Genomic DNA, 14,488 nt, shown 5'->3' with positions numbered 1-14,488 from the left:
ATTCCCCGCTTCCTCTCTCATCAGCCTCTATGGCAACTTGGCCGCCCCTGACGAGGCTGTGACCCGATGGCAAACCCATACCGTGAATTGTTCAACGCCCCCGGCGCCCGAAATTTTGTGCTGGCCGGGATGATCGCGCGCATGCCGATTTCCATGACCGGCATCGGCGTGATCACCATGCTTTCGCAGCTGTATGGTGGGTACGCACTGGCCGGTGCGGTGGCGGCGACATTTGCCTTGGCCACGGCGTTTTGCGCACCGCAGGTATCGCGACTGGTGGACCGCTTCGGTCAGGGCAAAGTGCTGCCCATTTCGGCATTGATCGGTGGCGGGGCGCTGTTGATGTTGCTGCTGTGCACCCGGTTGCAGGCGCCGACCTGGACGCTGTTTGTGTTCGCCGCGCTCGCTGGGTGCATGCCGAGTATGTCGGCGATGGTGCGAGCGCGCTGGACGGAAATCTATCGCGGCCAGCCGCAATTGCAGACAGCGTATGCGCTGGAGTCGGTGCTCGATGAAGTTTGTTTCATCGTCGGCCCACCGCTGTCGGTGGGGCTGTGCGTGGCGGTGTTTCCCGAAGCCGGGCCACTGGCGGCGTTGCTCGCGCTGGCGATCGGCGTAACGGCGTTTGTCGCCCAGCGCAGCACCGAGCCGCCGGTGCATCCGCACGCGTCTGAACATCACGGTTCGATCATCGGCTCGACAGATATTCAGCTGTTGTTGGCCTTGATGATAGCCATGGGCGTGATCGTCGGTGTGGTCGATGTCGTCAGCGTCGCGTTTGCCCAACAACAGGGGCAACCGGCAGCGGCGAGCATTGTGCTGTCGGTGTATGCCATCGGTTCGTGTCTGGCCGGGATCGCGTTTGGGGCGATGCGTTCGAAACTGCCGCTGCCGCGACTGTTTCTGTATGGCGGAGTGGCAACGGCAGTGACGACGTTGCCGCTATTGCTGGCGAGCAACATTCTCGGCCTGGCGCTGGCGGTTTTCATTGCCGGGCTGTTCTTTGCGCCGACCCTGATTGTCGCGATGGCACTGGTCGAACGCATCGTACCGCCGGCCAAACTCACCGAAGGCCTGACCTGGCTGGTGACCGGTCTGAGCATCGGCGTTGCCATCGGCGCCGCCGGTTCCGGTGCGCTGGTAGATGCCTTTGGCGCGCGCAGTGGCTTCTGGCTGGCGATTGCCGCCGGGGCGGTGGTCCTCGCGTCGGCGGTGCAGAGTTTCCGTCATCTGAAGTGATCAACCAACTGACTAATTCGCGCGTCGCCTCATCCGTTCTCTTTTACAGATAACCCTATTGAGGTAAACGCGGTGACAAAGCTGACACTGCTGTGCCTGCCCTATTCGGGCGCCAGCGCCATGGTTTACAGCCGCTGGCGGCGCCAACTGCCGTCGTGGCTGCACCTGCAACCGGTGGAATTGCCCGGGCGCGGTGCCCGTTTCGACGAACCCTTGCAGATCGACATGCGTGCGCTGGCCTGCCAATTGGCCCGTGAGCACAAGCCCGGCTTGCAGACGCCTTATGCCCTGTTCGGGCATAGCCTGGGTGCGCTGCTGGCGTGCGAAATGGCGCATGCTTTTCGCGAACTCGGTGCGCCGGAGCCGGTGGCGTTGTTCGCTTCCGGCACAGCCGCCCCGACCATGCGCAGTGACTACGATCGTGGCTTTGCCGAGGCGCGCAGCGATGACGAGTTGATCGAGCAGTTGCGCACCTTTCAAGGCACCAGTGAGGAAGTGCTGGCCAACCAGGAACTGATGAGCCTGACGCTGCCGGTGCTGCGTGCCGACTTCATGATGTGCGGACGTTTCACGCCGGCGCAGCGGCCCTTGCTCAATTGCCCGGTGCACGTGCTGGGCGGCAAGGAAGACCGCGCGACCACCGAACAACTGATCGGCTGGAGCAAAGAAACCCTGGGCAGTTTTTCCGTGGACATGATGACCGGCGGGCATTTCTTCATCCATGAACACGAAGCCCGGGTCATCCGCACGATCAAGACCCATCTGGAAGTCCACCACCGCCGCCATGCGCAGGCAGCGGCACCGGCGTTTTAGTGCGCGGTTCACCTATCGAGTGATTACAGGAGGCCAGTCATGGCTGTTGCTGTGGGATTTTCCGTTCGGCCGCTGCTGCCGCAACGGGGGCGCTTGCCGTTGTTGGTGGAAGCGACCGATGCGGACACCGACCTTTTGGCGGTGTTCGATGAATTGAAAGAGCTGGTGGACGAACATTTGCTGCGCGATGGCGGGGTGCTGTTCCGTGGATTCCGTCTGAACGGTGCTGAACAGTTCCGTCAGTTCGCGGCCAGTTTTGGCCATCCGTTGTTGAACTATGAATTCGGCTCGACGCCGCGTACCAACGTGACGCAAGGCGTGTACACGTCCACCGAATACCCGGCGCACCAAAGCATTCCGCTGCACAACGAGCAGGCCTATTCCCGCGACTGGCCGATGAAGATCTGGTTCTACAGCATGATCGCGGCCAAGTCCGGTGGCGAAACGCCGATTGCCGACAGCCGTGAAGTCTATCGGCGTATTCCGGCGGCGATTCGCGAGCGCTTCGTCAGCAAAGGCCTGATGTATGTGCGCAACTTCGGCAATGGTCTGGATGTGGCCTGGGAAGATGTGTTCAACACCGAGGATCGCGAGGTCGTCGAGGTCTACTGCAAGGCCCACGGCATTGTTTGCGAATGGAAGGACGACGGTGAGCTGCGCACCCGTCAGACCTGTCAGGCGGTGGCGGTGCATCCGGTGACCGGCGACAACGTCTGGTTCAATCAGGCGCACTTGTTCCACATTTCCAACCTGCAAGCGGAAGTGCGCGAAAGCCTGCTGGACATCGTCGACGAAGAGGACTTGCCGCGTAATGTTTATTACGGCGACGGCTCGGCCATTGAAGATGAGGTGCTTGCGCAGATTCGCGCAGTGCTCGACGAGTGCGCGATCAGCTTCCCCTGGCAGGAAGGCGATGTGCTGATGCTCGACAACATGCTGTCGGCCCACGCCCGATCGCCGTTTGAGGGCCCGCGCAAAGTGATTGTCGCCATGGCCGAGGGGCATTCTCTGGACGCTCGCTGAGCGATCCCGGCGTTTGTCTGAACGCTTGCCGAAGCCGCTCTTGCCGCGGCTTCGGCATTTCTGCATCTGGCGGGAGTGCCGCCCGGCCGGTATTGCGCCGGCGCGCTAAATCATTGCGTTTGTCATTCGTTCTTGTTGATACGACCGGGCCTCCTGGTCACGCCGCCGATCAGCAAGGACCCCATGCATGAATGCCGCAGACGCACAGAAACTAGCCCGTCGCTTTATCGAACTGCCGCAGGACAAACGCCGTTTGTTTCTCGCCGGCATGGCCCGCGAAGGCATCGATTTTGCGCAGCTTCCCATGACCGCCTGTGACGGCATCGCCGAGCGTGACGGCCTGTCTTATGCCCAGCAGCGGATGTGGTTTCTCTGGCAGCTGGACCCGCACAGTGCTGCTTACAACTTGCCGATGGCCGTGCGCCTGACGGGCGATCTGCAAGCGCAGGCGCTGGAGCAGGCATTCAGCCTTTTGGCGACGCGGCATGAGTGCCTGCGCACCACCTTCGGTCAGGAAGGCGAGCGCGCTTTTCAGCGCGTCGCCGAGCCTCAGCCTCTGAAGCTGGTCATCACCGATCTGAGTGCCGTCCCCGAGGCCCAGCGTTGGCCTCTGGCGCAGCAGCACATGATGGCCGAGGCCACGCAGGCGTTCGACCTGGAAAACGGCCCGCTGCTGAGCCTGCGCCTGTTGCGTCTGGCCGAGCAGGAGCACGTGCTGCTGTTGACCTTGCACCACATCATTGCCGATGGCTGGTCGATGAACATTCTCATCGACGAGTTCATGCGCACCTACGACGCCCTGGTCGCGGGGCGCGAGCCATCGTTGCCGGCACTCACCGTGCATTACCGCGATTACGCGCTGTGGCAGCGCAGTTGGCTGGAGGCGGGCGAGCGCGAGCGGCAACTGGATTACTGGCGCGCGCAATTGGGTGACGAACACCCGGTGCTTGAATTGCCGACTGACCGCGCCTATCCGGCGCAATCAAGTCATCAGGGGGCGCGGCTGGAAACGGTCATCGACGCAGCGCTGCGCCAGGAACTGAAAAGCCTCGCCCAGCGTCAGGGCGTAACCCTGTTCGTGGTGCTGTTGGCCGCGTTCAAAACCTTGTTGCATCGCTACAGCGGCCAGACCGACATTCGTGTCGGCGGGCTGATCGCCAACCGCACCCGCAGCGAAACCGAAGGCCTGATCGGCTTCTTCGTCAACACGCAAATCCTGCGCAGCGAAGTCACCGCGCAAACGCGTTTTGCCGATCTCTTGCACAACCTGCGTCAGGCTGCGCTCGGTGCTCAGGTTCATCAGGAGCTGCCGTTCGACGCGTTGATCGAAGCCCTGCAACCGGCGCGCAGCCAAAGCCACAATCCACTGTTCCAGGTGATGTTCAACCACCAGCCGCTGGTGACCGACTTGCAGCATGTGCAACTGGAATCGGGGTTGCAGGTCGGCTATTTGACTGAAGAGCAACTGGCCGGCAGCGGTCGCCAACATGCCGCTACCAGTGACCTGATGCTCGACACCCGCGAGGAGGGCGAGCAACTGTTCGCTGCCTTCACCTACGCCACCGATATTTTTGACGCCGCGACCATCGCCGCGATGGCCGGACATTGGCGCAACATTCTGGCCTCCGTGTGCCGTGACCCTCAGCAATTGATCAGCGAAGTTGCGCTGCTGGCGGACGTCGAGCACGCGCAATTGATTCAGAGCACCGAGGCCGATCCGCTATTCGCCAGTGTGCAAACACGCTTCGAAGCGCAAGTAACGCGAACGCCGCAGGCAGCGGCGGTGATCCTCGCGACCGAGCCGTCGCCGTCACTCAGCTACGCCGAGTTGAACACCCGCAGCAATCGTCTGGCCCACCAATTACGCGCTCGCGGTGTCGGCCCTGACGTGCTGGTCGGTGTGGCGCTGGGGCGCTCGCTGGAACTGGCGGTGGCGCTGCTGGCAGTGCTCAAGGCTGGCGGCGCTTACGTGCCGCTGGATCCGCAAACACCGGCTGAACGTTTGCGCCACGTGCTCGATGACAGTGGCCTGAAACTGCTGCTGACTGATCGCGAGAGCCTCGCCAGCCTGCCGGCTCTCGACGGTGTCGACTGCCTGTGTCTGGAGCAGTTGGCCGATGACGGGCAGGTCGACAATCTTTCGGTGACGGTCGAGGCGCAAAACCTCGCCTACGTGATCTACACCTCAGGCTCGACCGGGCGCCCGAAAGGCGTGGCGATCAGTCACGGCGCGTTGAGCGAGTTCATCGACCGCGCCATCGATTACAGCGAACTGCGTGAAGGCGACCGGGTCCTGCAATTCGCCACCAGCAGTTTCGACGGCTTCGTCGAGCAGTTTTTCCCGCCACTGTGCCACGGCGCTGCTGTCGTGCTGCGTGATGCGCGGTTGTGGGACAGCGCGTCGTTGCATCAGGTCATCCTCGAACACGGCATCACCCTGGCCGACTTGCCCGCTGCTTACTGGTATTGGCTGGTGCAGGAATACGCCGCCAACCCACCGAGCGGTTTCGCTGCGTTGCGGCAGATTCATGTCGGCGGCGAAGCCATGGCGGTGGACGGTTTGCGTCTATGGCAACAGGCCGGGTTGGGCCATGTGCGATTGCTCAATACCTACGGGCCGACCGAGGCCACGGTGGTTTCGACCATTCATGACTGCACGGCACTGACGGCGGACGCCGTGTCGTGGCGCGGCATCCCGATCGGACAAGGTCTCGACGCGCGTCGCTTGTACGTGCTGGATGATGATTTGAACCTGCTGCCGCAAGGTGCGGTGGGCGAGTTGTATATCGGCGGACCGAGCCTGGCGCGTGGCTATCACCGTCAGCCGATGCTCAGCGCCGAGCGTTTTATCGCCGATCCGTTCGCTGACGGCCAGCGCCTGTACCGTACCGGCGACCGCGCCCGACTACGCGCCGATGGTGCGCTGGAGTACGTCGGTCGGGTCGATCATCAAGTGAAGATTCGCGGCTTCCGTATCGAGCTGGGCGAAATCGAATCGCGCCTGCAACAGTGCCCGGGCATCCGCGAGGCGGTGGTGCTGGCGGTGCCGCTCAGTGGTGGCTTGCAACTGGTGGCCTACGTGGTCAGCGATCAGGCCGTGCTCGACAGCGCGGCGACGCAAGCGGCGTTCCGTCAGCAAATCCGCGCGGCGCTGCAAGCCGATCTGCCGGACTACATGGTGCCGGGCCATCTGCTGTTGCTGGCGAACCTGCCGCTGACGCCGAGCGGCAAGCTCGATCGCAAGGCGTTGCCCGCGCCGGATCCTGTGCAGTTGCAGGGCGACTATCGCGCCCCGCAATCGGACGCCGAGCGGTGTCTGGCGCAGATCTGGGCGGATGTCCTGCAAGTGTCGCGGGTGGGTCTGGACGATCACTTTTTCGAATTGGGTGGCCACTCGCTGTTGGCCGCGCAAGTCATCGCCCGGGTGAAAAACCTGCAGGGCGTGGTGTTGCCGCTGCGCAGCCTGTTCGAGAAACCGGTTCTGGCCGATCTGGCGGCAATGCTTGCGCAACTGGCTGACGGCGCAACGAACGACGACTGGTCCGATATGGATCAGTTCATGAATGCTTTGGAAGGAGAGGAAGTATGAGCGGCACCATGGCGGAGCGCATCGCGAAAAGGTTCGTCGGCTTGCCGCTGGAACAGCGTCGGCTGTTTTTGGCCAAGCTGCGTGAAGACGGCAAGGACTTCAGCCTGTTGCCGCTGCCTGTCAGTCGTCACGATGTCGCGCCGATTCCGTTGTCGTTTGCCCAGCAGCGCTTGCTGTTTCTCTGGCAACTCGAACCGCAGAGTGCCGCTTACAACATGGCCGCCGGCTTGCGCTTGAATGGGCGTCTGGACGAATCGGCGTTGCAGCGTTCGTTCGATTATCTGGTGGCGCGTCACGAAGTTCTGCGCACGGTGTTCCAGACCGACGGTGATCAGCCGCATCAAGTGATCCTTGAGCAACAGCCGTTGACATTGGAACGCATCGACCTGACGAGCCTGCCGCCGTCAGAGCGCGAGCCTGCCTTGGCGCAACAGGTGCAGACCGTCACGGCGCGGCCGTTCGATTTGCGCCACGGGCCGCTGTTGCGTGCCAGCCTGTTTGCGCTGGCCGAAGAAGAATTCGTGTTGGTGGTGAGCATGCACCACATCGTCTCCGACGGTTGGTCGATGGATGTGATGGTCAAGGAATTCGTCCAGTGCTATCAGGCCTTCAGCCTTGAACGCGAGCCGCAATTGCCGGCACTGACGCTGCAATACGCCGACTACGCGATCTGGCAGCGGCGCTGGCTGGAAGCCGGCGAGGGCGAACGGCAACTCGATTACTGGCGCCAGCAACTGGGTGAAGAGCATCCGCTGCTGGAAGTGGCGCCGGACTTTGCCCGTCCTGTGACGCAAAGCTTCGAGGGCCAGACCCTGAGTTTTGATTTCGGTGCGCCGTTATCCCTGCAACTCAACGCCTTTGCCCGTAGCCAGGGCATCAGTCTGTTCATGCTGGTGCTGGCCGGGTTCTCGCTGTTCCTGTCGCGGCAGGCCGGGCAGCGCGACATTCGTGTCGGGGTGCCGAATGCCAACCGTGGCCGTGCTGAGGTCGAAGGGCTGATCGGCTTTTTCGTCAACACTCAGGTGCTGCGATGCGAGGTGGACGAGCGCGGCAGTTTCGAGGATTTGCTGGCGCGTGTACGTGAAGCCGCGTTCGGTGCCCAGGCGCATCAGGAACTGCCGTTCGAGCAACTGGTGGACGAGTTGGTGGCTGAACGCACCCTGGGCCACAACCCGTTGTTCCAGGCCAAGTTCAACCAGAACGTCGGCATGCAGAAGCAGCGATCGATGGCCCTGCCAGGGCTGAGCGTGGCGGAATATCCGCTGGACAAGGACGGTACTCATTTTGATCTGGCGCTGGACATCACCGATGACGGCACGCTGATTCATGGCCAGATGACCTATGCCAGCGACCTCTATCGCCCGCAGACGGTCGAGGGGTTTGTGCCGGCCTTGCTCGGCTTGTTCAGCGAGTTGTTGAAAGCGCCGCAAGCGCCACTGCACCGCGTTGCGGTGACCTTGCCAGCGCCACTTCCGGCACCCGCCGCGCCGGCGTTGTCGGTGTTGCAGCATTGGGATCGTGAAGTCGCCCGCCAGCCTGAAGCGCCAGCCGCCCGCGACCTGAATCAGGTCTTGAGTTATCGGGTACTGGATCAGGCGGCCAATCGTCTGGCCCATCATCTGCTGGCGCAGGGCGTGAACGTCGGCGAGCCGGTGGCGGTGCTGATGGAGCGCTCGCTGGACTGGCTGACCTGTGTGCTGGCGGTGTTCAAGGCCGGCGCGGTGTACATGCCGCTGGACGTCAAGGCGCCGGATGCACGTTTGCAGCAGATGCTCGGTGCGGCGAAGGCGCGGGTGTTGTTGTGCACCGAAGGCGATGCGCGCGTGTCCGGGTTGGCGGTTGACGGCTGTCGGGGCATCGCGTTCGCAGCGCGGCAGTGGCAGTCAATGCCGGACACCTGTCCGGCCGTGGCGTTGTGCGCTCAATCAGCGGCGTACGTGATTCACACCTCCGGCTCCACCGGGCAACCGAAAGGCGTACTGGTCAGCCACGGCGCGCTGGGCAGTTATGTCCGCGGTGTGCTGGAGCGACTGGCGCCGACGGCGGACAGCAGCATGGCGCTGGTCTCGACCATTGCTGCGGATCTGGGTTTCACCGTGCTGTTCGGCGCGCTGTGTTCCGGGCGCCTGTTGCATGTCTTGCCGGAAGAGCTGGGTTTCGATCCGGAACGGTTTGCCGAGTACATGGCAACGCATCATGTGGGCATGCTGAAAATCGTCCCCGGTCATCTGGCCGCGTTGTTGCAGGCCGCAAGGGCAGCCGACGTGCTGCCGCAACACGCGCTGATCGTCGGCGGCGAGGCGTGCTCGCCGGCGCTGGTGGAGCGCGTGCGTCAGCTCAAACCGGGCTGCCGCATCATCAACCACTATGGGCCGAGCGAAACCACGGTGGGCGTGTTGGCCCATGAAGTCGCTGATCTGACGCTCACGCGCAGCGTGCCGGTCGGTAGCGCACTGACCGGCGCTCACGTCTACGTGTTCGACGATGTCCTGAACAACGTCGCCGATCAGGTGGCTGGCGAGTTGTATATCGGTGGCGACAGCGTGGCGCTGGGCTACCTGAATCAGCCGGGGCTGACGGCGGAGCGCTTCTTGCCGGATCCATTCGGTGCGCCGGGTACGCGGGTGTATCGCAGCGGTGACCGGGTGCGCCGCAATCGTCAGCAAGCGGTGGAATTCATCGGCCGCGCCGACGATCAGGTCAAGGTGCGCGGCTATCGCGTGGAGCCGGCGGAAGTGGCGCGTGTGCTGCTCGGTCTCGACGGCGTCAGTGAAGCGGCGGTGCTGGCGCTGTCACTGGATGATGACCCGACGCGTCTGCAACTGGTCGCGTGGTGTGTGCCGGTCGCAGGTGCTTCGTTAGCGGCACAGGCGCTGCGCGAGCAATTGCAGGCGTGCCTGCCGGATTACATGGTTCCGGCGCAGATCGTCCTGCTCGAGCAACTGCCGCTGACGGCCAACGGCAAACTCGACAAGCGTGCCTTGCCGGTGCCGGGCGTGGTCACTCAGCACTTCGTCGCGCCGCAAGGTGAAGTCGAAGAGAAACTCGCGGCAATCTGGGCCGATGTCCTCAAGCTTGAGCGCGTCGGCAGCACCGACAACTTCTTCGAGCTGGGCGGTGATTCGATCCTCAGCCTGCAAATCATTGCCCGGGCCAAACGCCAGGGCATCAAGCTGAGCCCCAAGCAGCTGTTCGAAAAACAGACCATCGGCCAACTGGCCGTCGTGGCCAAACTGATCGAAGGCAAACCCGTTGCGGCTGCGGTGCCGGCAGCTCGCGGACCGTTGCCATTGTTGCCGATTCAGGCACGGTTCTTCGAAACCCCGATCGCCCAGCGTCAGCACTGGAACCAGTCGGTGATGTTGCAACCGACCACGCTGCTTGACGCCGCTCACCTACGCACAGCGCTGGCGGCGCTGATCGAACAGCACGACGCGTTGACGCTGAATTTCCAGGCGTCCGGCGACGTGTGGCAGGCAACGCCGCAGACCCAGCGTGATCCAGAGCTGTTGTGGGTCCGTGAGTTGGACAGCCTGAACGCGTTGCCGGCGCTCGCCGATCAAGCCCAGCGCAGCCTGAATCTGCAACAAGGCCATTTGCTGCGGGCGGTGCTGGTGAACCTGCCGAACGCCGAGCAACGCTTGTTGCTGGTCATCCACCACCTGGTGATCGACGGCGTGTCGTGGCGCATTCTGCTGGAAGATCTGCAGCACGCTTACACCGCGCTGGCGGCGGGTACGCCGCTGGTTCTGCCGGGCAAAAGCAGCTCGCTGCACAGCTGGGCCGAGCATCTGCACCGTTACGGGCAGAGCGCAGCGCTGGCCGCTGAGAGCGCCTACTGGCGCCAGACGCTGGAGGCGGGCGACGCGCAACTGCCACGCGATTTCCCGCAGGACACGCAGACCCGCGAACAGGCCGCCCACGCCAGTTCGCGCCTGAGCCAGGCGCTGACCCACAAGCTGTTGAAAGTGGCGCCAGCGGCGTATCGCACGCAGATCAACGACCTGCTGCTGACGGCGCTGGCGCGGGTGTTGTGCGACTGGAGCGAGCAGCCTTCGGTATTGATTCAGCTCGAAGGTCACGGCCGTGAAGACCTGTTCGACGACATCGACCTGAGCCGCACCGTAGGCTGGTTCAGTAACCTGTTCCCGGTGCGCCTGACCCTCGAGGCAACGCCGGGTGCGTCGCTGTGCGCGGTCAAGGAACAATTGCGTGCAGTGCCGGGCAAAGGCATCGGCTTTGGTGTGCTGCGCTACTTGAGCCGTTGCGCCGAGTTACAGGCATTGCCGCAGCCGCGCGTGACCTTCAACTACCTCGGCCAGTTCGACGGCGCGTTCAACGCTGACGCCGGCGCGCTGTTCGTGCCCAGCGGTGAAAGCTCCGGGGCCAACCAGGACGCAGCCGCGCCGTTGGGTAACTGGCTGAGCGTTGACGGTCAGGTCTACGGCGGTGAGCTGGAATTGACCTGGACCTTCGGCACCGGCATGTATCGCGCAGAAACCGTCGAGGCGCTGGCCGAGGCCTATCGTCGTGAGCTTGCGCGTTTGATCGAACACTGCTGCGACAGTGGCGAGGCGGCTGTCACGCCGTCGGACTTCAGTCTGGCAACGCTGACCCAGGCACAACTCTCGGCATTGCCTATTCCGGCCCGCGACATCGTCGACCTCTATCCGCTGTCGCCGATGCAGCAGGGCATTCTGTTCCACAGCGTCAACGATCCGCACAGCCCGGCCTACACCAACCAATTGCGCGTCGATGTGCAACATCTCGATGCCGAGCGCTTCCATCAGGCCTGGCAGCAAACCGTTGATGCTCACGAAATCCTGCGCACGGCATTTGTGTGGCCACAGGATGCCGCCGCTGCGGTGCAAGTGGTGCGCCAGAGTGCGCAGATGCCATGGCGCGTGCAGGACTGGCGCGGTCGCCATGACCTCTGCACGGCACTGGATCAACTGGCCGGCGAAGATCTTGCCAGCGGTTTCGACCTGACCGGCGCGCCGCTGTTGCGGGTGACCCTGGTGCGCACGGATGAGGCGACTCACCACCTGATCTACACCTGCCATCACATCCTCATGGACGGCTGGAGTACGTCGCAGTTGTTCGGCGAAGTGCTGCAGCGTTATGCCGGCATGAACCCGGCGGTCGGGCAGGGGCGTTATCGCGATTACATCGAATGGCTGGGGCAGCGCGATCAGCAGGCCAGTCGCGATTTCTGGACGACAGCCCTTGCGGACCTTGATGAGCCGACGCGTCTGGCCGGTGCCTTGTCCGGCGCGCAGCAAGTGGCCAGCGGTTACGCCGATCACGAGCATGTATTCAGTGAGACGTTGACGGCGGATCTGAACCGTTTTGCCCGCGAGCAGAAAGTCACCCTCAACACCTTGGTGCAAGCGGCGTGGCTGGTACTGTTGCAGCGTTACACCGGGCAGGACAATGTGGCATTCGGCGCGACGGTCGCCGGGCGCCCGACGGATTTGCCGGGCGTCGAGCAACAGATCGGTCTGTTCATCAACACTTTGCCGGTGGTGGCGGCGCCGTCCGCTGAGATCGTCGTCAGCGAGTGGCTGCAACAGGTGCAGGACGTCAATCTGGCGCTGCGCGAGCATGAGCACACGCCGCTCTACGATATTCAGCGTTGGGCCGGTGCGGGTAACGGGGCGTTGTTCGACAGCATTCTGGTGTTCGAAAACTACCCGATGGCCGAAGCCTTGCAACAAGGCCCGGCCACCGGTCTGACGTTCTCGGCGATTCGTCGTCAGGAACAGACCAACTACCCGCTGACGTTGGTGGCGGTCACCGGTCGCGAGCTGAGTCTGGGGATCAGTTATGACCAGGCCAGTTTCGCTGCGACCGCGATCAGCGCGTTGAGCGCACAACTCGAAAGCCTGCTCACGCAGTTCCTCGCCGATGCCACGCAACCGCTGGGTGCGCTGCAATTGCTCGTAGAACCGCAGCGTCAACAGGCCATCGATTGGGGCAAGGCCGACGTCACGGCAACGGACCCCCGCACGGTACTGGAACACCTCGCCGCGCAGGTGCAGCGTCAGCCACAAGCACACGCGGTGCTGTTCGCCGAGCAACAGATCGATTACCAGAGCCTCGATTCCCGGGCCAACCGCCTGGCGCACAAGCTGCAAACGCTGGGCGTCGGTCCGGAGGTGCGTGTCGGGGTGTGCATGCGGCGCACGCCGGACATGCTCGTGGCGCTGCTGGCCATTCTCAAGGCCGGTGGTGCCTATGTGCCGCTGGATCCGGACTATCCGCAGGAGCGCTTGCTGCACATGCTCGACGACAGCCGCGCCGCCGTGCTGATCACCGAGCCCGCCGCACTGGCGCTGTTGCCACAAACCTTGAGCGCTGAGGTGCTGTTGGTGGAAGAGGGCGCCTTGAGCGCGTTCCCGATCACCGCACCGCAGGCGAGTGTCACTGCGCAGAATCTGGCCTATGTCATCTACACCTCGGGCTCGACCGGTAAACCGAAAGGCGTGGCGATCACCCACGGCAACCTGTCGGCGCTGATTCAGTGGTCGGCCGGGGTCTATCGCGAAGAACAGTTGCGCGGCGTGCTGGCGTCGACGTCGATCTGTTTCGACCTGTCGGTCTGGGAAATCTTCGTCACCCTGGCTTGCGGTGGCTGCCTGGTGCTGGCGGACAACGCGCTGGCACTGGCCGATTTGCCGGCTCGCGAACAGGTCACGCTGATCAACACGGTGCCGTCGGCGATTGCCGCGCTGCAACGTGCCGGACAGATTCCGCATTCGGTCGCGACCATCAATCTGGCCGGTGAGCCGCTCAAGCAAAGTCTGGTCGACACCTTGTACGCGAGCACCTCGGTGCAGCAGGTCTACGATCTGTACGGGCCGTCGGAAGACACCACCTATTCGACCTTCACCCTGCGCACGCCGCAAGGGCAGGCGAACATCGGCCGACCGCTGCAAAACACTGTGGCTTACTTGCTCGACAGCCAGTTGCAAGTGTTGCCGGGCGGCGTGCCCGCCGAGCTGTACCTGGGCGGTGCCGGTGTGACCCGTGGTTATCTGCTGCGCGCCGCGCTGACCGCCGAACGCTTTGTGCCGAACCCGTACGCCAGTAACGGCGAGCGGCTGTACCGCACCGGCGATCTAGTGCGTCAGGGCCATGACGGCAATATCGAGTACATCGGTCGGGCCGATCATCAGGTGAAGATTCGCGGCTTCCGTATCGAACTCAGCGAGATCGAAGCGCGGCTGCTGGAGCAGGACGAGATCCGCGAAGCCGTGGTCCTCGCTCAGGACGGTGCCGCCGGTAAACACCTGCATGCCTATGTGGTGGCGCAGGCAGTGACCGATCAGGCGGTGTTGGCGGAACGCCTGCGCAACGCGCTGGCCAGTCGCTTGCCGGCGCACATGGTGCCGGGCCACTTGCATTTGATCGACGCCATCCCGTTGACCCCCAACGGTAAGCTCGATCGCAAGGCGTTGATGGCTTTGGGCGACAGCCCGACGCAGCAGCACTATCAGGCGCCGCAAAGCGATTTGCAGTGGGAAGTGGCGACGATCTGGCAGGAAGTGCTGGAGGTCGAGCAGGTGGGCCTTGCCGACAACTTCTTCCAGCTCGGCGGGCACTCGTTGCTGGCCACGCTGGTGGTGACCCGGATCAAGGAGCGTCTGGGCGACAAGGTACCGCTCAAGGAATTGTTCGAAACCGATACCCTCAAGGCGTTCTGCGCGCGAATCGAGGCCTTGCGCGTCGAAATGTCGCCCGTTCAGGATGAATTGGCTAAATCCCTGGAGGCCCTCAAACGTCTATCCCTCGATGATCTGGAAAAACTGATTTCTTGAGAGG

Annotated in this window: 5 protein-coding genes; all 5 read left to right on the top strand. The window is 63.2% G+C overall.

Annotated elements, in window-relative coordinates; genetic code table 11:
• Window positions 1–66 precede the first annotated feature (66 nt).
• The 5 genes from ACIONG_RS13570 (at window position 67) to ACIONG_RS13550 (ending at window position 14,484) form a co-directional block, all read left to right on the top strand.
• Window positions 67–1,239, top strand: coding sequence for an MFS transporter (locus ACIONG_RS13570; RefSeq protein ID WP_103306716.1), 1,173 nt, complete (start codon window positions 67–69; stop codon window positions 1,237–1,239).
• A 72-nt stretch (window positions 1,240–1,311) separates the two neighbouring features.
• Window positions 1,312–2,052: a thioesterase II family protein gene (locus ACIONG_RS13565; RefSeq protein WP_401300079.1), complete on the top strand. Its 741-nt coding sequence runs from the start codon at window positions 1,312–1,314 to the stop codon at window positions 2,050–2,052.
• 39 nt (window positions 2,053–2,091) lie between these two features.
• Window positions 2,092–3,075 carry a TauD/TfdA family dioxygenase gene (locus ACIONG_RS13560; protein ID WP_401300076.1) on the top strand — a complete coding sequence of 328 codons (984 nt, stop codon included), beginning with the start codon at window positions 2,092–2,094 and terminating at the stop codon, window positions 3,073–3,075.
• 187 nt (window positions 3,076–3,262) lie between these two features.
• Window positions 3,263–6,664 (top strand): amino acid adenylation domain-containing protein, encoded by a 3,402-nt coding sequence (locus ACIONG_RS13555; RefSeq protein ID WP_401300073.1) that lies wholly within the window; start codon window positions 3,263–3,265, stop codon window positions 6,662–6,664.
• A complete protein-coding gene (locus ACIONG_RS13550; protein WP_401300070.1) occupies window positions 6,661–14,484 on the top strand; it encodes an amino acid adenylation domain-containing protein in 7,824 nt (2,607 codons plus the stop codon). Before ACIONG_RS13555 ends, ACIONG_RS13550 begins: the two co-directional genes overlap by 4 nt.
• The last annotated feature ends 4 nt before the right edge of the window (window positions 14,485–14,488 follow it).

The sequence above is a fragment of the Pseudomonas sp. NPDC087817 genome, assembly GCF_044742875.1.
GTDB lineage: Bacteria > Pseudomonadota > Gammaproteobacteria > Pseudomonadales > Pseudomonadaceae > Aquipseudomonas.
Note: the sequence above shows the minus strand (reverse complement) of the source record. Positions and strands in the feature narration are given on the sequence as shown.